Raw genomic sequence first — 21,983 nt, 5'->3', positions numbered from 1 at the left:
TGGCTGCCGGCGCCGGGCTGGCCTGGGGCGCTGCCGGTTGCCGCTGCTGCGCATCGGGGCCGCTCTGGCCGGGCGTCTGTTTCGACGAGGCTGACTGCGACGTCTCGTAATCGCCCTGCGGGTCGTAGGTCTTCGAGGACTCGCTGTCGCCGGGCATGTAGAGCGGGCCCTTCTGGCCGCAGCCGGAGAGGGCCAGCAGCATCGTGCTCAATGCCGCGATGATGAGTGCATTACGCGACATGATGGCGCTCCTGGAGGGTGGCCAGGGCATCGCGCGCGCGCTGGGCGGCAGCGCGAACCTGATCGGGCGCGGTCCCGCCGATGTGGTTGCGGGCGGCGACCGAGCCTTCCAGCGTCAGCACCTCGAAGACGTCCTCGCCGATCACGTCGGAGAAGCGCTTGAGTTCCTCGAGCGACATCTCCGAGAGGTCCTTGCGCTGTTCGATTCCGTAGGCGACCGCCTTGCCGACGATCTCGTGGGCATCGCGGAACGCGACACCGGCCCTGACCAGATAGTCGGCCAGGTCGGTGGCGGTGGAAAAACCGCGGCGCGCGGCCTCGAGCATGCTCTCCGGCTTGGCTACCAGCGCCGGCGCCATGTCGGCGAAGGCGCGCAGGCAGCCCTTGACCGTATCGAGAGTGTCGAACAGCGGCTCCTTGTCTTCCTGGTTGTCCTTGTTGTAGGCCAGCGGCTGGGACTTCATCAGCGTCAGCAGGCTCATCAGGTGACCATAGACACGCCCGGTCTTGCCGCGTACCAGCTCCGGCACGTCCGGGTTCTTCTTCTGCGGCATGATCGAGGAGCCGGTACAGAAGCGGTCGGGCAGGTCGACGAAATCGAACTGGGCGCTGGCCCACAGCACCATCTCTTCGCTCATGCGCGAGAGGTGCATCAGCAGGATGCTGGCGAAAGCGGTGAATTCGATGGCGAAATCGCGATCGCTGACCGCATCCAGCGAGTTTTCCGAGGGACGATCGAAGCCCAGCAGCTCGGCGGTGACGTGACGATCGATGGGATAGGTGGTGCCGGCCAGCGCCGCAGCGCCAAGTGGCAGCACGTTGACCCGCTTGCGACAGTCGAGCAGACGCTCGTGATCGCGCGTCAGCATCTCCTGCCACGCCAGCAGATGATGGCCGAAAGTCACCGGCTGCGCGGTCTGCAGGTGCGTGAACCCGGGCATGATGGTATCCGCTTCGCGGTCGGCCAGTTCGATCAGGCCGCTGCGCAGACGCGAAAGTTCGGCGGCCACGGCATCGATCTCGTCGCGCAGATAGAGCCGGATATCGGTGGCGATCTGGTCGTTGCGCGAGCGTCCGGTATGCAGCTTCTTGCCGGTGATGCCGATCTTGTCGGTCAGCCGCGCTTCGATGTTCATGTGGATATCTTCGAGCGCGATCGACCACTCGACCTCGCCGCGTTCGATCTCGGCCTCGATGGCGTTGAGACCATCGATGATGCGGTCCCGCTCGTCGTCGGTCAGCACGCCGACCTGAGCCAGCATGGTGGCATGGGCGATCGAGCCGCGGATATCGTGATGATAGAGACGCTTGTCGAACGGGATCGAAGCGGTGAAGGCGGCGACGAATGCGTCGGTGGGTTCGCTGAAACGTCCGCCCCAGGATTGGTTGGTTGCCTGCGTCATCGAAAATCGAGCTCTGCGTGGTCTGCGGATTGAAGGGTCTGCGAGACGGGTCCATTCGCCCGCCCATGAAGCGCTGATCCGAGTGTATCAGAGACGGCGTTGGCAGAGGACGGTGTTGACACCGCACGGTTCAGTCCAGAACGGCCGGCAAGGTAGGCGAGCCCTGGATGGAAAACGATACCGGCCCCGGAACCTGGGAACCGACAGGGTCGCCCGCGCCTATCGGTCGTGGTCAGTTTTTACTCACTCCGTGACTGCTTTATCATGTAAGCCAAGTTTCGCGAATGCGAACACCCACTTGGTGACAGGCCGAGGTACCACTGGCGGTGCCGAGGGTGATAGCCATCCAACTCGGAGAACGGCGTGCTCGACGCTAATAGATTGAGAATCGCAACCCGCAAGAGCGCATTGGCGCTGTGGCAGGCCGAACACGTCAAGACGCTGCTGGAACAGTTCCATCCGCATCTGAGCGTCGAACTGGTGCCGCTCTCCACCCGCGGCGATCAGATACTCGATACGCCGTTGGCGAAGATCGGTGGCAAGGCGCTGTTCGTCAAGGAGCTCGAGGAAGCGATGCTCGATGGGCGGGCGGATCTGGCCGTGCACTCGATGAAGGACGTGCCGATGCAGTTCCCCGAAGGCCTGGGGCTTTCGGTGATCCTGGAAAGTGGCGCGCCCACGGACGCGTTCGTCTCCAACGATCATGCCAGCCTCGATGCGCTGCCCGAGGGCGCCCGTGTCGGCACCTCCAGTCTGCGCCGCGGGCTTCAGGTCAGTGCCCGGCGCCCGGATCTCGAGGTGCTGCCGCTGCGCGGCAACGTTCAGACTCGGCTGGGCAAGCTCGACGCGGGAGACTTCGAAGCGATCATCCTGGCCACCACCGGATTGCAGCGGCTTCAACTGGCAGACCGAATCACCGCCGAACTGACGCCGGAAGAGAGCCTGCCGGCGTGCGGTCAGGGCGCGCTGGGGATCGAATGCCGGCACGACGATGCCGATTTGATCACCCTGCTGGCGCCGCTGGATCATATTCCGACGGCGACACGGGTGCGCGCCGAGCGAGCGCTGAATACCCGCCTGGACGGCGGCTGCCAGGTGCCCATCGGCGGCTATGCCGTGCTCGAGAACGATGGCGACACGCTGTGGTTGCGCGGTCTCGTCGGGCACCCCGACGGTTCCGTGGTGCTGCGTGCCGAGAGCCGGGGATCGGCTTCGGAGCCGGAATCGCTGGGCATCCGCGTGGCGGAAGATCTGCTGGCGCAGGGAGCCGGCGAGATTCTGGCCGAAGTCTACGGCGGCGCCGACAGCGAGTGATGCCTGCTCGCGTACTGCTGACGCGTCCGGGACCGCGCGGCGAGGTGCTGGCTCGGGCGCTCGAGGCTTGCGGTATCACCACGACCGCACTCGACGTGCTGCGCTTCGAGTCGGTGGCGCTATCGGCTTCGGCTCGCGCCGCGCTGCTCGACCTCGATCTGTTTCACGGCATCATCGTGGTCAGCCCCCAGGCGGCGACGTGTCTTGCCGAGGCCATTGCGTCATACTGGCCTCAGTTGCCCCAAGGCCTGCGTTTCTACGCCGTCGGCGAGGCGACCGCGCGGACGTTGCATGCGGAACTGGGTGTGCCGGCGGTCATTCCCGCGCGGGGGGAAGGCGAGGACAGCGAGGCGCTGCTGGAAGTGGCCTCGCTCAAGGCGGTGGCCGGCAAGCGGCTGTTGCTGGCTCGCGGCGAATCGGGCCGGGAACTATTGCGGGAACGACTGCGTGAGCGCGGCGCCGATGTCGAAACCGTGGCGCTCTATCGGCGTCGCTATCATCCACCGTCTCCACCCATGGACAAGTGGCTGGAGAGTGGGGATTTTGCCGCGCTGGTGGTGACCAGCGGGGAAATATTGCAACATTTGGTCACATGGTGTGGCCCAGTTGCGTTGAACCAACCGCTAATCGTCTCGAGTCAGCGGTTGGCTACACTGGCGGGAACGCTGGGGTTCGGCTCGCCTCATGTGGCGTCGGGTGCTTCACCGGCGGCACTGAGCGCTGAGATCCGCGCGGTGCTCGATCCGCGGGGCGCCACCTCCGATCAGGGTGATCACGAAAAAGGCAAGCGTAGATGAGCAAGCAGAGCAAAGATCAGCAACCGTCGTCGGCATCGGCTGCCGATACCGAGCAGGCCGCGGACGGTACGGCCAGCCCGAGCGGGAAAGACCCGAAAGCCGCTCCGGTCGTGACGCCAAGCACGGACAGCAGCAAAAGCCATTCGTCATCACCTGCCGACTCGTCCTCGCGGCCCGGTTCGACCACGCCAGAGCCGGCCAAGACCGAGCCGGCCAAGACCGACCCAGTCAAACCCGATGTCGTTCAGCCAGCCGCCACGGAGCGTGCGACCGGCAAGTCGTCAGCGAGTGCAGCCGCAACGAACTCGTCGACCAAGGCCCAGCCAGCTGCTGGCGCCAAGGCCAGCAAGTCAGGCAAGACGAGCGCTTCCGCAACGACCCCCACCTCGGCGGCCGCATCCGGCGCTTCCCATCAGCCCAGCGCCTCGACCGGCAACCAAAGTGGTCAAGGCGGCAAGCCTGGCAGCGCTTCGTCCGCGGGTGGCGCTGCCACGCCGCCGGGCGGCACGCCGCCAACGAACGGCGAAAAGCGCGGCCGCGCGGGCAAACTGGGTCTGCTCGCCCTGATTCTGGTCATTCTGCTAGCCATCGCAGTGGCTGTCGTCGGCTTCCAGGGATGGCAGAAGCTTCAGCAGCAGCAGGCGCAATTGAGCCAGATCGGCACCAACAGCACCACGCTCGACCAGCTCGAATCGAAAGTCGGTGAGCTCGATCAGAGTCGTCAGCAGAATCTGAAGATGATGCGGGGCGAGTTCGATCAGTACCGCCAGAATCTCGACAACACGCTGGACAAGGTGCTCAAGGAACTGGCCCAGCAGCAGCAGGCCGATCCGCGGGAGTGGCTGCACGCCGAGGCCGAGTATCTGCTGCGTCTGGCCAACCAGCGGCTGCAGCTCGAACGCGACGTCAACGGCGCCAAGGCGTTGCTGAACGCGGCCGACGAGCGTCTGCGTGAGGCGGACAACCCGGCCCTGGTGCCGGTTCGCCGTGCCATCCAGTCGGAGCTCGCTTCGCTCGATTCCGTGCCGGTCATCGACCGAACCGGCCTTTATCTGGCACTGATGGCGCAGCAGGAGCAGCTGGCACGTCTGCCGCTGAAGCAGGACATCGAAGAGATCGCCGCCGGCCAGGGTGATGCCAAGCCGACCGGCGGCTGGCGCCAGCAGCTGGCAACGCTGGGTAGCGAGCTCAAGGATCTGGTGACCGTGCGGCGTCACGATCAGCCGCTCGAAGCGCTGATCACGCCCCAGCAGGAGTCCTACCTGCGTCAGAACGTGCGGTTGCTGCTCGAGCAGGCGCAGCTGGCGTTGCTGAAGTCCGAGCCCAAGCTTTATCAGGCCAGCCTCGACAAGGCGATCGAACTGGTCGAGGGCTATTACGCCACCGACAACGACGGCGTGACCAACGCGCTCGACAAGCTCAAGAGTCTTCGCGACAACGAGGTTCGACCGGAGCTACCGGATATCAGCGAGTCCTCCCAACTGCTCAAGCGCTTCATCGAACAGCGCTTCGGCAACGGGGGTGGCCAGGGTGGTTCTCAAGGCGGCGCTCAGAATAGCGGGTCACAAAACGGCGACTCGCCACAGGGAGAGAGCGAATGAGAAAGCTGATCCTGCTGATCGTCTTCGGTCTGGCGGTCGGCGCGCTGTTTGGGCAACTGATGCAGTCGCTGCCGGGCTACTGGTTCATTCGCGTCGGCGACACGTCCGTTCAGACCTCGTTCTGGTTCGGCTGCGTCCTGTTGCTGGCCGCCTTTCTGGTGTTGCACTTCCTGCTGCGCGCGCTGGTCCGACTGCGTCGTCCGGTGAGCCGGATCAAGGTGTGGAATAGCCGCACCCGTCATCGGACGGCAATGAAGCGCACTGTTCGCGGCCTGGTGGCGCTGGCCGAAGGCCGCTGGAAACGTGCCGAGAAGTCTCTCACCAAGGCCGCCGACGATTCCGGCACGCCGCTGGTCAACTATCTTTCGGCAGCCCTGGCGGCACACTATCAGGGCCGCTACGAGCAGGCCGACGTGCTGCTCAAGCGGGCCCATCACAGCACCGAAGGGGCGGACACCGCGGTAGGACTGGTGCAGGCGCAGCTGATGCTGGATCGCCAGCAGTTCGAGGAGGCCCTGGCGACATTGACGCGACTGGAGCAGCAACTGCCGGAGCATCCGCAGGTACTCAAGCTGCTCAAGCAGGCCTATCTCAGCGTCAACGACTGGGATGGCATGCGTCGTCTGTTGCCACGTCTCGACAAGCACCGCCTGATCACCGAAGACGAACGTCGCGAACTCGACCAGCGTGTCTATCGCGAGCTTCTGGTGCAGGCCGCGCAGCAGCCCGACAATCTGCCGCGCGTTCGTTCGCTATGGGCGGACATGCCGGACAATCTGCGCGGCGAGGTCGAACTGGTCGGACTCTATGCCGAAGCGCTGATCCAGGGTGGCGAAGAGGGCGATGCCGAGCGCCTGCTGCGCAACGCGCTCAAGGAGCACTGGGATACGCGGCTGGTGCTGCGCTACGGGCTGCTCAACGTCGATGCGGCTCGCCAACTGGTCTATGCCGAAAAGTGGCTGCAGGAGCGGCCCAACGACCCGGACCTGCTGCTCACGCTGGGCCGCCTGTCACTGCGCAACGCCTATTGGGGTAAGGCGCAGGAGTACTTCGAGGCAAGCCAGCGCCAGCGCCCGAGCGGTGTCGTCTGCGCCGAGCTCGCGCGGCTCTATGCCAACCTCGGCGATCACAGCAAGAGCCAGCTCTACTATCGCCAGAGCGTGACGCTGCTCGACAAGTCGCTGCCGGCGCTGCCGCAGCCCAGCGACATGACGCGCTGAACCGATTGACGATCGATTGCTCTCCTGGGCGCCTGCGGGCGCCTTTTTTGGTGCGGTAGATTGCCGCCGTTCAGTTCACGGAGAACCTGCATGCATTACGGTATCGATGTCGGCGGCACCAAGACCGAGATCGCGATCTACGACCGCCAATGGGTGTGCCTCGACCGCTGGCGCGAGCCGACGCCCTCGGACGATGGCGCAGCACTGCTGGCCATGTTGTCCGAGATGGTTCGGGAAGCGGATCGTCGCCAGGGTGGTCGAGGCTCGCTGGGGCTGGGTTTTCCGGGGGTGGTCGATGACCGAGGCTATCTGATCGCGGCGAATCTACCGGGACTGCGCTCCTTCGTGCTGGAGGCGGCGCTGGCGACCTCTCTTGATCGTCCCTTCGTGATCGAGAATGACAGCCGCTGCTTCGTGGTATCGGAAACCGGGCCCGGCGGGGCGGCAGAGGGCGTGGTGCATGCCTTCGGCGCGATTCTGGGAACCGGGGCCGGCGGTGGTGCAATGGTCGCCGGCCGCCTGCTCGCGGGAAGCGGCCGGTTTGCCGGAGAGTGGGGGCATCTGCCACTGCCGGCGGCGGCGGCCAGGCGCTACGATCTGCCCCTGTTGCGCTGTGGCTGTGGTCTCGAAGCGTGCCTTGAAACCTATATTGCCGGGCCGGGGCTGGTGAGGCTGCATCGTCATTTCGGTGGCGAGTCGGCGACCGCCGAAGCGTGGCATCAGGCGTGGCTGGCGGGTGAACGCGCGGCGCAACAGGCCCACCGGTGTCATCTCGAACTGCTGGGCGGCGCCCTGGCCAATGTGGTCAAGCTGCTGTCACCCAGTGTCATCATTGTCGGTGGAGGCCTGTCGACGCTGGACGAGCTGATGGAAGCCTTGCCGGCATCGATCGCGGGACAGCTGTTTCCAGGTGTCGAGGTGCCCGCAGTCGTGCGCTCCCGCCTGGGCGATGCCAGCGGCGTGCGCGGCGCGGCCATGCTGGGTGCCGAGGCGTCGAGGCGTGTCCACGTTTGAGGCGAGCACAAAAAGGCCGCCCGCAGGCGGCCTGTAAAGCGTTTCACGACATCAGCAGGCTTCTGGCTTAACGCTCATCACCGTTGTCCTCGTCGACGTCATCGTGGCTGGGCTTGCGATGCGTCTCGTCCGGGATGGGCGTATCGGGCGTGCTGGTCGCGTCGTTTTGCGGCTCGTCGGCGACTGCCCCCGGGATGTCACGCTTTTCATCACGCAGCACGCGCAAGTGGGCGGGTGGCGCCATGCCATCACGGTCTTCGCCGAAGTAGAGTGTGGTGTGCGGGAACGGAATCTCGATACCGGCTCTGTCGAAGTAGAGCTTGACCAGGCGGTTGTAGGCACGGCCGACGCCCCACTGATCGCCCGGCGTGGTCTTGATCACCACGCGAATGTTGACCGAACTGTCGGCGAGCGCAATGACACCGGCCACGGTCATCGGTGCCAGTAGCTTGTGACCATGCTCCTCGCTTGCCTGGAGTTCCGCGTAGGCCGCTTCCAGCTGCTCGATGGCGTAATCGATATTCTCGCGGTAAGCGATTCCGTACTCGCCGACGTGATTGCCGAATTCGCGCATGTAGTTGGATACCGTATCGACCGACGAGAATGGCACGATGTGATAGGTGCCCGACAGGTCGCGGATGGCGACAGAGCGAATGCTGACTCGCTCGGCGGTGCCGGTAACGCCGCCCACGGTGACAACGTCGCCCGTGTTCATGGCGTTCTCGAGCTGAATGAATACGCCGGTAATGACGTCTTGCACCAGCTTCTGCGAGCCGAAACCGATTGCCAGACCCAATACCCCGGCACCCGCGATCAGCGGTCCGATATTGATGCCGATTTCCGACAGCACGATCATCAGCGTCATGACGATCAGCGTGATCGCCAGCGCGTTGCGGAACAGGCTCATCAACGTCTTGGCGCGAGCCGTCGGCGCGCCGCCGCCGGTATCCGGATTCAGGAAATTCTCGATCAGACTGGCCAGACCGATCCAGACGGCAGCTGCGACGACCAGAATCAGCATCACCTGAATGATGGTGGCAATGGTGTGGGCGCCCGCTTCCGTGGCATACCAGGCGGCGAGATCGAAGACGTGCCAGGCATCCAGTAAGTAAAGCGCCACGGCGATCAGGATGATCGCGCGGATGACCTTGAGGAAGGTCGGAATATAGGAGTTCAGGCGAGTTTCCAGCAATGGCAGTTTGGCCCGAAGGTTGTCACCGAGATCGATGCGCTGACCGATGAGCTGGGTCAACAGGCCGGAGATCAACATGCCGATACCGATGTAGATGATCGTCTTCAATGTCGCGATCAGCACGAACGGAAGCGCGGTTTCCGGGTGCAGCAGCGTGACGCCGAATACCATCACGGTATAGAGCAGTGCGATGATGAACCAGATTCGGGCAAACAGGCGGAGCGCGACCCGCGACAGCGACATCGAGGCCTCGTCGGCGCGCTGCATGATCAGGTCACGGACAGGGATGCGCTTCTTGAGGATCACCGAGACGGAGACCAGTAGAGCGATCACCATGATCAGCACGCCGACGGCCTTGCCGAAGGCCATCGACAGGGTGGTGTTCACGATCGGGACCACGACCAGCATGCCATAGCCGATGAAGCCCGCCAGAGTCGCCAGGAAGCGGTTGCAGTAGCGTGCCTGATCGGCGCCGATGGGCAGCAGTCGCAAACCCTCGTGGCTGGAGGCAAACAGCACGCGCAAGGCGCACTTGAACAGTTCGATCATCAGGAACGCGTTGAGGAACAACGAGAAACGGGTATCGAGACTGCCGCTTTCCCCTACCAGGAACGTGGCCACCAGATTGCCGGCGACATAGGCGAGCACGACCGCCACGACATCGACGATCGCGGCGAGCACCACCGCCACGATGACCCGCAGCAGATGGCCTCGATTATCACCCTTCATCGACCACTGGCTGAACCGGTTGAACAGCGGTGTAGCGATGCGCCGTAAAATGAAGAAAGCCACGACCGTGGCAATCACCACCATTGCCAGATTGATCGCCGCGCTCAGGAAAGCGCCCATGTCGAACGCGGGTGCGGCGCTGCTGGCGGCGGCATCGCCGCTGCCGAAGAAGCCTCCGATCATCGCCACCAGGCCGTTGAGCTGGCCACCGATATCGCCTGCGATCCCGCTGGTGAGTTGCGCCATTCGTCGCGGAAAGGACGCCGTGGAATCGACGTTATCGTTGCTCGCGGCGACGGCCGGTTCCGACTCTGCGGAGTTCTGGGAAGTCTCTGCGGGGCTGGTGTCAGTGGCGTTCCCATCGGCTGCCTGGGTGGCGTCGCCCTGGGCATCGCCGGAGGATTCCTGCTGGGATGCCAGCTGTCTCAGCTGATCGATAAGAACCTGTCGCGACTGGGCGTTTTCCAGCAGATCCGCCATGGTGGAATAGGCGGGGCCATCCTGGGCGGTTTGCCCTTCGGATCCACTTTCCTGGGCCAGCGCGGGGGCAGCGAATATCAAAAGTAACAGCAATAGCCAGCGACTGAGCCAGCGATCGGGGCGAAGGACTGTCAAGCTCCAATCTCCTTGTCTTGTGAGCGGATCGGTCCGGCGGCACTCTGCCAGCCTAAACATCGTTAGGATAACACTTTATCGCTAATGGCAAATTCGTGCGGCCATCGAGACAACGGCGATCAGATGAGGCTAGCCGATCTGGTCGAGTTTTCCAGAATCGGAGCGGCGGTTGTGAGCATTCGGTACTGACTGGCGGCGCCTCTTCTACCGGCCTTTACGAAAGAGCACCGTCGGTTCGCTAAGGAGAAACGATGAAATCGCTGGCGCCGAGACGCTGACAAAGTTCATGCCCGGCGGGCGATGTCGAGTCAGGTCTGCGCCGGGATATAGTGATCATCGATCGAGAGTCCATCCCGCCATCCGCGCGCTCTCGCTGTCTTCCGCTGCCAGTCATCAGAGGTCGCCATGAGTTCATCTTCCTTTGCCGAGCGCATCGAGCAGGCACCCGAACGGGTTGTCGAAGCCGAAGATCGATTGGCGCATCACGATTTTGCCGGCGCCATCGCCTTGCTCGAGCCGGCCTACCAGGCGGGTGATGACAGTCCGGATGTCGTCAGGGGCCTGATGTTGGCCTACCAGGGTGCTGGGGATACCGCCGGATACGAAGCGATGATGGGCGTTACGCTGCAGAAGTCGCCCGAACCACCCCTCAAGCTGGGAATTGCCCACGCCGAGGCGGCGATGACCCGGGCGGACTGGTCGGTAGCGGCAGACAGGTGGCAGTTCGTCATCGATCGTTGTGCCGGCTTCCCTCATCAGGTCCACGTGCGGCAGGCACGAGCCTTTCTCGCCGCTCGGCAATTCAGCCAGGCGCTGCGTGCGGTGAATCTGGCCCTGGAAAAGCAGCCCGGCAACACGACGCTCAGCGATCTCAAGGATGTCATTGCCAGTCAGAAGGCGAAGAAGTTCCAGCTGGCGGCGCACAAGCTGGCAGCCCCGGTTGCGATACGGTGGGAGGCCGGTGAAGGTCAGAAGCAGATCACGACGCTCGAGTCGTTCCGTCACTATCGAATCCGGGGCTGGATCGATGCCCGGCGGGACCAGCGGCCGGAGCTGACCGTTTCGACTAACGGCGACATCACCTGCCTCGGACTCACGGCGATTGAACCGAGTGCGCCTTACCAGGAGGCGGGATGGATGTTCGAGTACACGTTCGATCTCTCGCACGAGCTTACCCTGGGCGTTCGGCTCGAGGGCGGCAAAGCCTATGACTGTCTGCGTTTTTCGCTGGCGCCGGTCATGGAGGTTCTCGAGGGACGCGAAGGGTGGCTGTTTCTGGCCAACGATACCAACGCGAGTATCGATCAGTTTACCGGTAAAAGGCGCCTGGAAAGCAGTCAGGAACAGGCCTGGCAGCAGTTTGCCGCCCAGCTCGCGCCACTACAGCAACAGCGCTCGCTGTTGTTCCTGATCGCCAACTCCAAGGAGAAGGTCAGGCCGGAATGCTATCCGTTCGAGAAGGCCGATATCACCACGACCGAACAGGTGTCGGCGATCCTCAAGCAGGGCGAGATCGATTACTGCAATCCGGTCGCGGCGATGCAGGCGGTATCGGATAGCTACTATCCCACCGACACCCACTGGAGTGGCCGCGGCGCTTATCTCGCGTTTACCGCCTGCATGCGATATTTCGGGTTCGACGACGAGTTCGACTCGCTATACGCCTTCGAGCAGCGGGAGGTGGTCGGCGATCTGGGATCGAAGATGGATCCTCCTGCCAAGTCGCTTTCCACCGTCGCCGTTTTCCGGGAGAAGAGCGGCGTGTCCTGCCGCTTTTCCAACTACCTGCCGGGCACCGGCAACATCACGATTTTCGAGAATTCCAAACCGATCCATGCCAGAACGCTGGTCATCTTCGGCGGTTCCTCGGCGGGTGCGGGCGGTTTCGCGATGCTGTTTGCCAACATTTTCCAGCGGGTCGTCGTGGTCAATCTGCCAGGCAGCCATGTTCAGGAAATCATCGATCATGAAGCCGCGGATTACGTGATTCTGCAGACCAATGAACGTTATCTCGCCACGCCCGGCAGGATCGTCAGGAGATTGGTCGAGGCGAATCTCGATCAGGCCGTCAAGGCGCTGCCGGCGGCCGAAAGGATCAAGCTGCTGGAGAGAATGAATCGTCACGCACCCTGTCAGCCTTATCATGGCCACATGACTGCGCTGCTGGCTGAGTGATCGGGTGGAAGGTGTCGGCTGTTCGTCCATGTTGCGGAGACAAGGCGGGAGCCTGACAGCCAGCGGATTGGCGTCGCGAATATACGATAACCGTTCTTATACGATAATTGTACGATGCAAGAAATTCTGTCAAGGTATCGCCTGACGACACCGACCTGTCGGTGAATCATGACGACGCCAAGGAGGGATTCTCATGCATCATCGTCTCGATTGCCCGCGCTGTGGCAGCCAGCAAGCCACTTCTTCCAACAGCGAGCTGGCCTGGGACGAGGTCTGTTGCGCGGCCTGCGGCGAGTTTCTTGAGACTCGCCAGTCGCTCGAGGAGCGCAATGCGCCGCTTTTGATCGAAACCTGCCTGAAGTCTCAAGCACTGGCTCGGGATATGGGTCTTCGAGTCTGACCGGTCACACCATGTCGCTGACCTGACAAGATCGCCGCCCATGGGTGGCCAGTACCAAGGAAGGAAGATGCTTAAAGTCACGCTGGATCTACGCTGTAACGTCTGCGGCGGCGAGCAGTTTCTACTGCCGACGTTGAGCGAAACGTCCGAAGACGTCCGTTGCGCCAGCTGTTCCGCTTTCAAATGCAAGAGCAATGACCTGGAGCGGGCAATGTCTACCGCCCAGCGTCAAAAGGCAGCCTTGGCGATAGTCGCCTGAGGGTTTCTTTCATTCCACGCTGTGGAAATTGATCACAAAAAAAAGCACCCGTTCGGGTGCTTTTTCATGTTTGGTGGAGGCGGGGGGAATTGAACCCCCGTCCGCCGGCACTCGCCCATCAGCTCTACATGCTTAGTTCCGTCTTTTGATTTAACGCAGTGCACTCCGACGGGCAGGATGGCACCTTGCGATCTCTCTAAGGTTTAACGAATGTCAGGAGAGCGCTGACATCCGCGGTCCCATCAGCTTTAGCTCATATCCCCGCCGCGATGAATGGGCACATCGCTTTGGGGCCAGACTAACAACTAGCAGTTTTTACGCTGCCAGTGCGCCTTGAGCATAGTTTTCGTCGTTTGCGACTATTCATTTGCAACGTTGGATTTACGAGATACGTTACGCTCTCGGCATGCACCTCAGGGATTGTCACCAGCGTCGAAGCCATGTCGCCCCCGTATAACTCGTTCATTCTATCAGATGGCGACGAGTCCACGCCATATCAAGTGCTGTCCCGAGTATTCAGCGCACGATCAGGCGTGGTCACGTATGACGCGTGCCTTCTCGCGATTCCAGTCGCGCTCCTTCTCGGTGGCGCGCTTGTCGTGCAACTGCTTGCCGCGCACCAGTGCCAGCTCGCATTTGACCAGATTCTGCTTCCAGTAAAGCTTGAGTGGTACGCAGGTGTGCCCCTTCTCCTGAGTCCGGGAGAAGATCCGGGCGATCTCCTTGCGGTGCAGCAGCAGCTTGCGCGTTCGCGTCGGGTCGGCGAGAACGTGCGTGCTCGCCGTGTTGAGCGGCATGATATGGCTGCCCAGCAGCCACGCCTCGCCATTCTTGACCAGAATGTAGGTGTCGGTCAGCTGAGCTTTGCCGGCGCGCAGGCTCTTGACCTCCCAGCCGGCCAGCGACAGGCCGGCCTCGAAGGTCTCGTCGATGTGATATTCGAACCGAGCCTTCTTGTTCTGGGCGATCATGTTGCTGCTTGGCGCGTTGCTTTTCTTCTTACCCATGACACCTCTTTACGGCGATATCCGGTATGCCCTCGGGCGGTGTGATGAATGGCCTTCACGCTGGCTATGCACTTCACACGCCAGACGCGGGAGAGAAGCGTCGGCGAGGCATCGTGTGAAGTCTAGTTATGAGGGCAGCCGTGATACCATTCAAGCATCGAAAACGGTGCCCCATGATACGCATGTCGGGGCGATAAATCAGTGGAGACCCCTATGCCCAGCGTGAATCGGTCCGCATTCGTTCGGCATACACCGGAACAGATGTTTGAACTGGTCAATGATTTCGAGCGCTACCCTGAGTTTCTGCCCGGCTGTCGACGAGCCAACGTCGTCGAACGGGGAGACGACTACCTGATCGGCCGGATGACGCTCGCCAAGGGCGGCGTGGAGCAGAGCGTGACCACCCGCAACGATCTCGAGCGGCCCGAACGTATCGATCTTTCGCTCGTCGACGGGCCTTTCAAGCGCCTCAGCGGCCAATGGCACTTCCGGGCGATGGGGGAAGATGCCTGCAAGATAGAACTCGAGATGAACTTCGAGTTCAGCAATCGGCTGCTGGGGATGGCGTTTGGTCGGCTGTTCCAGCAGGTGGCAGGCCAACTGGTCGATGCGTTCACGCGCCGCGCCGATCAGGTCTACGGACGCTAGCGCAGGAATGCCAGGGAGGAGCGTGATGGCAAACATCGAAGTCGCTTTCGCAACGCCCGAGCATCAGGTGATCGTGAGTCTCTCGCTCGTGCCCGGGATCAACGCCAGGCAGGCAGTCATGCAGGCCAGCCTGTCCGAACGGCACCCGGCCTGGGCGCACGTCAACTTCGCCGAGGCGCCGGTGGGCGTCTTCGGTGTTCGCCTGGCCGCGCCGGAGGATTACCAGCCGGCCGCCGGAGACCGTCTCGAAGTCTACCGGCCCCTCGAGATCGATCCCATGCAGGCGAGACGCGAAAGGGCAGCCAGCGCCTCAGCGCGCTGACTGCCCTCTCATCCGCTCGAAAGGCGGCCGGCGGCGTTCTAGATGCCGCTGGGGCCGATCTGTGGCACCGGGGCCGCGCTGTCGCCGGCACCTTCCACGGCGGGGCCCGGGCCGTCGTCCTGGTTGAGTTCGACGTTGGAGTCCATATCGCCGGATTTGGCGATATCGGCCAGCTGATCGTTCTGGAAGGTCAGCGTCAGGCGCTTCTGCACCGTGTCACCGTAGGCTTCGTCGAGGTAGAAGACGTAGTCCCACTGATCCGATGAGAAGGGGGCTTCCATCAGTGGTGTCCCCATGATGTAGGCGACCTGTGCACGACTCATGCCGAGGTGGAGCTGAGACACCATATCCTTGGTGATGAGATTGCCTTGGGGGATGTCCCTTTTATAGACGCCAAAGTAGCTGCAGCCGGTGATGAGCGACACAGCGAGGATGAGTACAGTCGTTCTGATCAGATTTTGCATTTGGGCCCGTCTTTCACTATCGTTGCGTGGATTGATCATACCCGACACAAGACGCTACTGCGAAGAGCGACCATGGCCGACGAAAACCAAGAATTGCGTAAGGCGGGGCTGAAGGTCACTCTGCCGCGCGTCAAGATTCTGCAGATCCTCGAAGCGACTCGGATGGAAGAAGAGCTTCACATGAGTGCCGAGGACGTCTACAAGGCGCTGCTGGAATCGGGAGAAGATGTCGGATTGGCGACGGTCTATCGCGTTTTGACCCAGTTCGAAGCAGCAGGACTGGTCGTTCGACACAACTTCGACGGTGGTCATGCGGTTTTCGAGATGTCCCAGGAAGAGCACCATGACCATATGGTGGATCTGGAATCCGGTGAGATCGTCGAGTTCTTCGATGAAGAGATCGAACGCCGTCAGCGCGAGATCGTCGAGGAACACGGGTACGAACTGGTAGAGCACGCCCTGGTCCTCTATGTTCGCCCGCGGGGATCCAAGGCCACGCGTCAGGACGGTATCAAGAAGTAATCGCGCTATCGGCGCCAGGACAGAGAAAATCGGCTGCCGACATGTCGACAGCCGATGAAAGGACGCCAGACCGTAATACGCCGACCTCAGGGTCGGCGTTTTTGCGTTGGATTCTCCAGTTCGCAGGGAAAAGGTGGCGGCACGGCGGCGCCGACGAGCGCGTCAGTGAGCCGAACTCTGGCTGGCCGCCAGCATTTCGCGGGCGTGGGCCAGTGTCCGATTGGAGAGCTTGACCCCCCCCAGCATCCGCGCCAGCTCGCGCACCCGCCCGGCGTCGTCCAGCTGGGCCATCTCGGTATGCGTTTCGTCGTCGCTCGAGCGCTTCTCGATATGCAGATGCTGATGAGCCTGTGCGGCGACCTGCGGCAGATGGGTGACGGTCATGACCTGGGCGTCGTGGCCCAGCCGGCGCAGCAACTGGCCGACGATTTCCGCGGTGGCGCCGGAGATACCCACATCGACCTCATCGAAGACCAGCGTCGCCAGGGTGCTGTGACTCGCCGCGACGACCTGAATCGCCAGACTGACGCGAGAGAGTTCGCCGCCGGAAGCGACCTTGGCCAACGGCCGCGGCGGCTGACCCGGGTTGGCGCTGATCTGCAGGCTGACGCGATCCAGCCCGTGGGGTTGAGGTGTCTCCAGCGGCGTGACATCGACGGCAAAGCGCGCCTTGTCCATCCCCAGAAATGCCAGCTGCTCCTGAACCTGCTGGGCAAAAGCCGTGGCCGTGCGCTGACGAGTCTCGCTGATCTTCCTGGCGTCGTCGCGATACTGCTGACGCAGGTCGTCGAGCCGGGTTCTCAGCGTTTCGAGATCGTCGTCGCCACTATCGAGCGCCTCGAGTTCTCCACTCAGCCGGCGATGCAGATCATCCAGCTCTTCCGGCATGACGTGATGCTTGCGTGCCACGCGATGAATTTCGGCGAGCCGTTCGTCGACCCAGGCGAGTCGCTGCGGGTCGAGCTCGTTGGATTCGACGAAGTGATGAAGTTCGCGGGCGGCTTCCTCGAGCTGGATCTGGGCGTCGTTCAGCATTGTCAGCGCTTCGGACAGGCTGCCGCGGTCGCTGCCGGGAACGCGAGAGAGACGTAGCGTCGCCTGCGAGAGTAGTGTCAGCGCACCGTTTTCATCGTGATCGCAGCTATCGGCGGCGAACTGCGCCTCGAGCAGGCTCTCCTCGAGATGCGCCAGCGTCTCCTGTTCCTGCTCCAGGCTTTCCAGTTCCTCGGCCTGCAGATCGAGCTGGTCGAGCTCCTCGACCTGGTAGCGCAGCAGCTGGCGCTTGGCCTGGCGTTCCTCGTCGTTCTCGCTGCGCTCGCGATACTGCCGGCGCAGCGCGTGCCACTGACGATGCAGATCGCCGAGCTCGGCGACCGCCTGGTGATGGCCGGCCGCGTCGTCGAGCAGGCGCCGATGGGTGTCCTCGTTGAGCAGGGCCTGATGGGCGTGCTGGCTATGCACGTCTATCAGGCATTCACCCAGCTCGCGCAGGTCCGCGATGGTGCAGGGCTGGCCGTTGATCCACGCCTTGGAACGGCCGCTGGCGGTAACGACGCGGCGCAACAGGCAGTCATCCGTGGCCAGCTCGCGTGCCGCCAGCCAGGCCTTGGCCTCTTCCCGCTCGGCGATGTCGAAGCGGGCGCTCAGGTCGGCGCGATCGGCGCCGTGGCGAACACCGCCAGCATCCGCGCGCTCCCCAAGGCAGAGCCCCAGCGCCCCGAGCAGAATCGATTTGCCGGCACCGGTCTCGCCGGTGATGGCGGTCATGCCGGCCTGAAACTCCAGGTCCAGCGTGTCGACGATAGCGAAGTCACGAATGGCGAGTTGAATCAGCATGCTGCCTCCCGAGTCGATGGCGGCTTTACGGTATCTGGCGGTGGGGGATACGCCCGCCGGCAATCTGTTTGTTTATACAGTAGTCCAAAATCCCCTTCAACGACTCTTGTGACCCGCCATGCGATCGGTGCTTGAGATCTGAATCGATAGCCCCATATAGGCAGACAACTCCGACGCTTGTCGAATTGCTGTCACAACACCTTGCCAGGAGAGATTCATGGCTAGAGATCCGCAAAATCCCGTAGACGAAGAACTCGAGCGCGCAGAGCGCGACGGAGAACCGCAACATCAGTCCACCAACGACGCTTTGGACGGTGATCTGGAGCAGTTCGCGGAATCGCTCGAACACGAGGCGGATGACACCGAAGGGCTGGCCAACCCCGAAGCAGAGGTTCTGGCGGCCAGGGTCGAGGAGCTCGAGCAGGCGCTGGCGGAGGCCAAGGATCAGTCGATGCGCGCCGCTGCCGATGCGCAGAATGCCCGTCGCCGCGCCGAGCAGGACGCCGACAAGGCGAAGAAGTTTGCCCTCGAGAAGTTCGTCAAGGAGCTGCTTCCGGTGGTCGACAGCCTGGAAAAAGGGCTGGAAAGCATGCAGGACGTCGACGATACCCATCGCGAGGGTGTCTCGATGACGCTCAAGATGCAGCTCGACGTGCTGAGCAAGTTCGGTGTCGAGCAGCTCGAGCCGCAGGGCGAGCCGTTCGACCCGCAGTTCCACGAAGCCATGACGATGGTGCCCAACCCGGAGCTGGATCCCAATACCGTGATGGATGTGATGCAGAAGGGCTACACCCTGAACGGTCGGTTGATTCGCCCGGCCATGGTCGTGGTCAGCAAGGCGGCGGGCTAGGGAGCGGATGCCATCGGTTCGAATCGACGCTTCCGCTGAATCGTCGACGAGGACTTGAAAGGCGCCAACCAGCCCCCACATAGCAGTCAATCGCGCAGCAAGCGCCGTCATCAAAACGAATTGAGTCGTCAACGAATAGTTAGAGGTGAGGAATTATGGGACGCATCATTGGCATTGACCTGGGTACGACCAACTCCTGTGTGGCCGTGCTCGATGGTGACAAGACTCGTGTGATCGAGAACGCTGAAGGCGGCCGCACGACGCCTTCCATCATCGCCTATACCGACGACGGCGAAACGCTGGTCGGTCAGGCGGCCAAGCGTCAGGCGGTCACCAACCCCAACAACACGCTGTATGCGATCAAGCGTCTGGTGGGCCGCAAGTTCAAGGACGATGTCGTCCAGAAAGACATCAAGATGGTGCCCTACGAGATCGTCGAAGCCGACAACGGCGACGCCTGGGTCAAGGTCAACGGCAACAAGCTGGCGCCGCCGCAGGTCAGTGCGGAAGTGCTGAAGAAGATGAAGAAGACTGCCGAAGACTATCTCGGTGAAGAAGTGACCGAAGCGGTCATCACCGTTCCGGCCTACTTCAACGATTCTCAGCGCCAGGCGACCAAAGACGCGGGCCGCATTGCCGGTCTCGAGGTCAAGCGCATCATCAACGAGCCGACGGCTGCCGCGCTGGCCTACGGCATGGACCGCGCCACCGGCGACCGCACCATCGCAGTCTACGATCTGGGCGGCGGCACCTTCGACATCTCGATCATCGAGGTGGCCGATGTCGATGGTGAAAAGCAGTTCGAAGTGCTGGCCACCAACGGCGACACCTTCCTGGGTGGCGAAGATTTCGATCTCAAGCTGATCGACTATCTCGTCCAGCAGTTCAAGAGCGATTCGGGCATCGATCTGTCCGGCGACAGTCTGGCCATGCAGCGCCTGAAGGAAGCGGCCGAGAAAGCCAAGATCGAGCTCTCTTCCGCGCAGCAGACCGAAGTCAACCTGCCGTACATCACGGCGGACAACACCGGTCCCAAGCACCTGGCGATCAAGGTCACCCGCGCCAAGCTGGAATCGCTGGTCGAAGACCTGGTGGCTCGTTCACTGGGTCCGTGCAAGACCGCCATGCAGGATGCCGGCCTCTCCAATAGCGAGATTCAGGACGTGATTCTGGTCGGTGGCCAGACTCGTATGCCGATGGTCCAGAGCAAGGTCGCCGAATTCTTCGGCAAGGAAGCACGCAAGGACGTCAACCCGGACGAAGCCGTGGCCATGGGCGCCGCGATTCAGGGCGGCGTGCTGGGCGGAGACGTGAAAGACGTGCTGCTGCTCGACGTCACGCCGCTGACGCTGGGTATCGAGACGCTGGGTGGCGTGATGACCCCGCTGATCGAGAAGAACACCACGATCCCGACCAAGAAGACGCAGACGTTCTCGACTGCCGAAGACAACCAGACGGCCGTGACCATTCACGCGCTGCAGGGTGAGCGCAAGCAGGCCGGTCAGAACAAGTCACTGGGTCGTTTCGATCTGGCCGACATTCCGCCGGCACCGCGCGGCGTGCCGCAGATCGAAGTCGCTTTCGATCTGGATGCCAACGGCATTCTGCATATTACGGCCAAGGACAAGGCGACCGGCAAGGAACAGTCGATCGTGATCAAGTCCTCCAGCGGTCTCTCCGATGACGAGATCGATCAGATGGTCAAGGATGCCGAAGCGCACGAGGCCGAGGACAAGAAGTTCGAGGAGCTGGTCCAGCTGCGCAACCAGGCCGATGGCATGATCCACGCTTCGCGCAAGACGATCGAAGAAGCTGGCGACAAGGTCGATGCCGACGAGAAAAGCAAGATCGAGACCGCGATCAGCGAACTCGAGGAAGCGCTCAAGGGCGACGACAAGGATGCCATTCAGGCCAAACTGGATGCCCTGACCGAAGCCTCCGGCAACCTGGCTCAGAAGATGTATGCCGAGCAGGGTGAAGGTGCCGAGGCCGAAGGCCAGCCGGCAGACGACGCCCAGGCCAGCGGCAAGAAGAAAGAGGATGACGTGGTTGACGCCGAATTCGAAGAAGTCAACGACGATCAGAAAAAGCAATAACCACGACGTCTGACGCCGTGTGATCGGCAGGAGCGCGGGAGCCATCATGACTCCCGCGTTGCTGTTTGCACGGTGCCGACACGGAGGCGGACTCAGTAATGTCCCAACGTGACTATTACGAAGTACTAGGCGTCGACAAGGGCGCCGACGGCAAGGATATCAAGAAGGCGTATCGCCGGCTGGCGCAGAAGTATCATCCGGATCGCAATCCGGAAGATCAGCAGGCGGCGGAGAAGTTTCGCGAGGTCTCCGACGCCTACGAAGTGCTTTCCGACGACCAGAAACGTGCGGCCTACGACCAGTTCGGCCATGCGGGCGTCGACGGCCAGGGCGGTGGCTTCGGCGGCGGCGGTTTCGGCGGTGCCGGGGCTGGCGGTTTCAGCGATATCTTCGGCGATGTGTTCGGCGATATCTTCGGCGGCGGCGGTGGTCGGCGTCATCCGAACGCGCCCCAGCGCGGCAGCGACCTGCGCTACAACCTCGAGCTCGATCTCGAGAATGCAGTGTTCGGCACCACGGTCGATATCCGCGTGCCACGTCACGTCGAGTGCGAGCACTGCGATGCCAGCGGCGCCGAGCCGGGCTCCAGCAAGGAGACCTGTCCTACCTGTCATGGTCAGGGTCAGGTGCGGATGCAGCAGGGCTTCTTCGCCGTGCAGCAGACCTGCCCGACCTGCCACGGCAGCGGCCAGAGCATCAAGGTGCCGTGTCGCAAGTGTCATGGCGAAGGCCGCGTTCGCGAGACGCGCACGCTGTCGGTAAAGATTCCGGCGGGCGTCGATACCGGCGACCGCATCCGGCTCAACGCCGAAGGGGAGTCCGGGCTCAACGGTGGTCCCGCGGGCGATCTTTACGTCCAGGTCGAGATCAAGGCGCATCCGATCTTCGAGCGTGACGGCCGTCATCTGCATTGCGAAGTGCCGATCAATTTCGTCGATGCCGCGCTGGGTGGCGAGCTCGAAGTGCCGACGCTGGAAGGCCGGGTCAAGCTCAAGATTCCGCCCGAGACCCAGACCGGCAAGCTGTTCCGGCTGCGCGGCAAGGGCGTCAAGCCCGTGCGCGGCGGCCCGGCGGGCGATCTGCTCTGCAAGGTGGTGACCGAGACGCCGGTCAATCTCAATGAAGAGCAGAAAGATCTGCTGCGCAAGTTTCAGGACAGCCTGGGCAGTGCCAGTCGCCACTCGCCCAAGAAAGAGGGCTGGTTCGATGGCGTGAAGCGCTTCTTCGAGGATATGAAGCCGTAAGGTTTTATCGTCGCCGAGCGAAAAAGGCCTCATCC

The 21,983-nt window shown here is 62.5% G+C and carries 19 protein-coding genes, 1 other RNA gene and 1 pseudogene; 14 read left to right on the top strand and 7 right to left on the bottom strand.

What is annotated here, in order from left to right:
* Positions 1–130 precede the first annotated feature (130 nt).
* Together DOM36_RS20625 and argH are read right to left on the bottom strand one after the other, a co-directional pair.
* A pseudogene (locus tag DOM36_RS20625) lies at positions 131–241 on the bottom strand (lipoprotein); the annotation flags it as partial.
* A complete protein-coding gene (gene argH / locus DOM36_RS06540; protein WP_075568516.1) occupies positions 231–1,643 on the bottom strand; it encodes an argininosuccinate lyase in 1,413 nt (470 codons plus the stop codon). The pseudogene DOM36_RS20625 and the gene argH, both read right to left, overlap by 11 nt.
* A 363-nt stretch (positions 1,644–2,006) precedes the next feature.
* On the opposite strand from argH, the gene hemC reads away from it, so the two are divergent.
* The 5 genes from hemC (at position 2,007) to DOM36_RS06515 (ending at position 7,589) form a co-directional block, all read left to right on the top strand.
* Positions 2,007–2,957, top strand: coding sequence for a hydroxymethylbilane synthase (gene hemC, locus DOM36_RS06535; protein ID WP_075568517.1), 951 nt, complete (start codon positions 2,007–2,009; stop codon positions 2,955–2,957).
* A complete protein-coding gene (locus DOM36_RS06530; RefSeq protein WP_075568518.1) occupies positions 2,957–3,754 on the top strand; it encodes a uroporphyrinogen-III synthase in 798 nt (265 codons plus the stop codon). The genes hemC and DOM36_RS06530 overlap by 1 nt, the downstream gene beginning before the upstream one ends.
* Positions 3,751–5,355 (top strand): uroporphyrinogen-III C-methyltransferase, encoded by a 1,605-nt coding sequence (locus tag DOM36_RS06525; protein WP_110642084.1) that lies wholly within the window; start codon positions 3,751–3,753, stop codon positions 5,353–5,355. Before DOM36_RS06530 ends, DOM36_RS06525 begins: the two co-directional genes overlap by 4 nt.
* Positions 5,352–6,575: a heme biosynthesis HemY N-terminal domain-containing protein gene (locus DOM36_RS06520; protein WP_110642082.1), complete on the top strand. Its 1,224-nt coding sequence runs from the start codon at positions 5,352–5,354 to the stop codon at positions 6,573–6,575. The genes DOM36_RS06525 and DOM36_RS06520 overlap by 4 nt, the downstream gene beginning before the upstream one ends.
* A 90-nt stretch (positions 6,576–6,665) precedes the next feature.
* Positions 6,666–7,589 carry an ROK family protein gene (locus DOM36_RS06515; protein ID WP_110642080.1) on the top strand — a complete coding sequence of 308 codons (924 nt, stop codon included), beginning with the start codon at positions 6,666–6,668 and terminating at the stop codon, positions 7,587–7,589.
* Between the two features lie 67 nt (positions 7,590–7,656).
* Here DOM36_RS06515 and DOM36_RS06510 read toward each other — a convergent pair whose 3' ends face one another.
* Entirely contained in the window at positions 7,657–10,125 is a 2,469-nt protein-coding gene (locus DOM36_RS06510; protein ID WP_232823756.1) for a mechanosensitive ion channel domain-containing protein, read from the bottom strand.
* 405 nt (positions 10,126–10,530) lie between these two features.
* Here DOM36_RS06510 and DOM36_RS06505 point away from each other — a divergent pair, with 405 nt between their 5' ends.
* The 3 genes from DOM36_RS06505 to DOM36_RS06495 all read left to right on the top strand — a co-directional run bounded on the left by DOM36_RS06505 (position 10,531) and on the right by DOM36_RS06495 (position 12,959).
* Positions 10,531–12,300, top strand: a complete 1,770-nt coding sequence (locus DOM36_RS06505) for a hypothetical protein (RefSeq protein WP_110642075.1) — start codon at positions 10,531–10,533, stop codon at positions 12,298–12,300.
* A gap of 193 nt (positions 12,301–12,493) precedes the next feature.
* Positions 12,494–12,700, top strand: coding sequence for a hypothetical protein (locus DOM36_RS06500; RefSeq protein WP_075568522.1), 207 nt, complete (start codon positions 12,494–12,496; stop codon positions 12,698–12,700).
* A 67-nt stretch (positions 12,701–12,767) separates the two neighbouring features.
* Positions 12,768–12,959, top strand: coding sequence for a hypothetical protein (locus tag DOM36_RS06495; RefSeq protein WP_110642074.1), 192 nt, complete (start codon positions 12,768–12,770; stop codon positions 12,957–12,959).
* Positions 12,960–13,030: 71 nt separating this feature from the next.
* On the opposite strand, the gene ssrA is transcribed toward DOM36_RS06495, so the two are convergent.
* Both ssrA and smpB read right to left on the bottom strand, forming a co-directional pair.
* Positions 13,031–13,410: a transfer-messenger RNA gene (gene ssrA, locus DOM36_RS06490) on the bottom strand.
* Positions 13,411–13,486: 76 nt separating this feature from the next.
* The gene (gene smpB, locus DOM36_RS06485; RefSeq protein WP_075568524.1) at positions 13,487–13,966 is read right to left on the bottom strand and encodes an SsrA-binding protein SmpB; all 480 of its coding nucleotides are present in this window, start codon (positions 13,964–13,966) and stop codon (positions 13,487–13,489) included.
* Positions 13,967–14,179: 213 nt separating this feature from the next.
* Here smpB and DOM36_RS06480 point away from each other — a divergent pair, with 213 nt between their 5' ends.
* A complete protein-coding gene (locus DOM36_RS06480; RefSeq protein WP_075568525.1) occupies positions 14,180–14,614 on the top strand; it encodes a type II toxin-antitoxin system RatA family toxin in 435 nt (144 codons plus the stop codon).
* A gap of 25 nt (positions 14,615–14,639) precedes the next feature.
* Positions 14,640–14,936 carry an RnfH family protein gene (locus DOM36_RS06475; protein WP_232823755.1) on the top strand — a complete coding sequence of 99 codons (297 nt, stop codon included), beginning with the start codon at positions 14,640–14,642 and terminating at the stop codon, positions 14,934–14,936.
* Between the two features lie 38 nt (positions 14,937–14,974).
* On the opposite strand, the gene DOM36_RS06470 is transcribed toward DOM36_RS06475, so the two are convergent.
* Positions 14,975–15,400 carry an outer membrane protein assembly factor BamE gene (locus DOM36_RS06470; RefSeq protein ID WP_075568527.1) on the bottom strand — a complete coding sequence of 142 codons (426 nt, stop codon included), beginning with the start codon at positions 15,398–15,400 and terminating at the stop codon, positions 14,975–14,977.
* A gap of 72 nt (positions 15,401–15,472) precedes the next feature.
* On the opposite strand from DOM36_RS06470, the gene fur reads away from it, so the two are divergent.
* Positions 15,473–15,922, top strand: coding sequence for a ferric iron uptake transcriptional regulator (fur, locus tag DOM36_RS06465; protein ID WP_075568528.1), 450 nt, complete (start codon positions 15,473–15,475; stop codon positions 15,920–15,922).
* Between the two features lie 162 nt (positions 15,923–16,084).
* Here the strand turns inward: fur and recN are convergent, their stop codons facing one another.
* Positions 16,085–17,758 carry a DNA repair protein RecN gene (gene recN, locus DOM36_RS06460; protein WP_075568529.1) on the bottom strand — a complete coding sequence of 558 codons (1,674 nt, stop codon included), beginning with the start codon at positions 17,756–17,758 and terminating at the stop codon, positions 16,085–16,087.
* Between the two features lie 217 nt (positions 17,759–17,975).
* Here recN and grpE point away from each other — a divergent pair, with 217 nt between their 5' ends.
* The 3 genes from grpE (at position 17,976) to dnaJ (ending at position 21,948) form a co-directional block, all read left to right on the top strand.
* Positions 17,976–18,608 (top strand): nucleotide exchange factor GrpE, encoded by a 633-nt coding sequence (gene grpE / locus DOM36_RS06455; RefSeq protein WP_075568530.1) that lies wholly within the window; start codon positions 17,976–17,978, stop codon positions 18,606–18,608.
* 155 nt (positions 18,609–18,763) lie between these two features.
* Positions 18,764–20,704: a molecular chaperone DnaK gene (dnaK, locus tag DOM36_RS06450; RefSeq protein ID WP_075568531.1), complete on the top strand. Its 1,941-nt coding sequence runs from the start codon at positions 18,764–18,766 to the stop codon at positions 20,702–20,704.
* A gap of 98 nt (positions 20,705–20,802) precedes the next feature.
* On the top strand, positions 20,803–21,948 hold the full coding sequence (gene dnaJ / locus DOM36_RS06445) for a molecular chaperone DnaJ (protein WP_075568532.1): 1,146 nt from the start codon (positions 20,803–20,805) through the stop codon (positions 21,946–21,948).
* Positions 21,949–21,983 lie beyond the last annotated feature (35 nt).

The sequence above is a fragment of the Salinicola sp. CPA57 genome, from assembly GCF_003206035.1.
Lineage (GTDB): Bacteria > Pseudomonadota > Gammaproteobacteria > Pseudomonadales > Halomonadaceae > Salinicola > Salinicola socius.
This window is presented reverse-complemented; position numbering and strand designations above follow the sequence as displayed.

Excerpts from the sequence above, each read along its gene's own strand:
- DOM36_RS06515 (WP_110642080.1), top strand. The coding sequence starts at position 6,666 with ATGCATTACGGTATCGATGTCGGCGGCACCAAGACCGAGATCGCGATC.
- DOM36_RS06470 (WP_075568527.1), bottom strand. The coding sequence starts at position 15,400 with ATGCAAAATCTGATCAGAACGACTGTACTCATCCTCGCTGTGTCGCTC.
- fur (WP_075568528.1), top strand. The coding sequence starts at position 15,473 with ATGGCCGACGAAAACCAAGAATTGCGTAAGGCGGGGCTGAAGGTCACT.
- DOM36_RS06475 (WP_232823755.1), top strand. The coding sequence starts at position 14,640 with ATGGCAAACATCGAAGTCGCTTTCGCAACGCCCGAGCATCAGGTGATC.
- DOM36_RS06505 (WP_110642075.1), top strand. The coding sequence starts at position 10,531 with ATGAGTTCATCTTCCTTTGCCGAGCGCATCGAGCAGGCACCCGAACGG.
- DOM36_RS06480 (WP_075568525.1), top strand. The coding sequence starts at position 14,180 with ATGCCCAGCGTGAATCGGTCCGCATTCGTTCGGCATACACCGGAACAG.
- smpB (WP_075568524.1), bottom strand. The coding sequence starts at position 13,966 with ATGGGTAAGAAGAAAAGCAACGCGCCAAGCAGCAACATGATCGCCCAG.
- recN (WP_075568529.1), bottom strand. The coding sequence starts at position 17,758 with ATGCTGATTCAACTCGCCATTCGTGACTTCGCTATCGTCGACACGCTG.
- DOM36_RS06520 (WP_110642082.1), top strand. The coding sequence starts at position 5,352 with ATGAGAAAGCTGATCCTGCTGATCGTCTTCGGTCTGGCGGTCGGCGCG.
- DOM36_RS06525 (WP_110642084.1), top strand. The coding sequence starts at position 3,751 with ATGAGCAAGCAGAGCAAAGATCAGCAACCGTCGTCGGCATCGGCTGCC.
- DOM36_RS06530 (WP_075568518.1), top strand. The coding sequence starts at position 2,957 with ATGCCTGCTCGCGTACTGCTGACGCGTCCGGGACCGCGCGGCGAGGTG.
- DOM36_RS06495 (WP_110642074.1), top strand. The coding sequence starts at position 12,768 with ATGCTTAAAGTCACGCTGGATCTACGCTGTAACGTCTGCGGCGGCGAG.
- dnaK (WP_075568531.1), top strand. The coding sequence starts at position 18,764 with ATGGGACGCATCATTGGCATTGACCTGGGTACGACCAACTCCTGTGTG.
- argH (WP_075568516.1), bottom strand. The coding sequence starts at position 1,643 with ATGACGCAGGCAACCAACCAATCCTGGGGCGGACGTTTCAGCGAACCC.
- grpE (WP_075568530.1), top strand. The coding sequence starts at position 17,976 with ATGGCTAGAGATCCGCAAAATCCCGTAGACGAAGAACTCGAGCGCGCA.
- dnaJ (WP_075568532.1), top strand. The coding sequence starts at position 20,803 with ATGTCCCAACGTGACTATTACGAAGTACTAGGCGTCGACAAGGGCGCC.
- DOM36_RS06500 (WP_075568522.1), top strand. The coding sequence starts at position 12,494 with ATGCATCATCGTCTCGATTGCCCGCGCTGTGGCAGCCAGCAAGCCACT.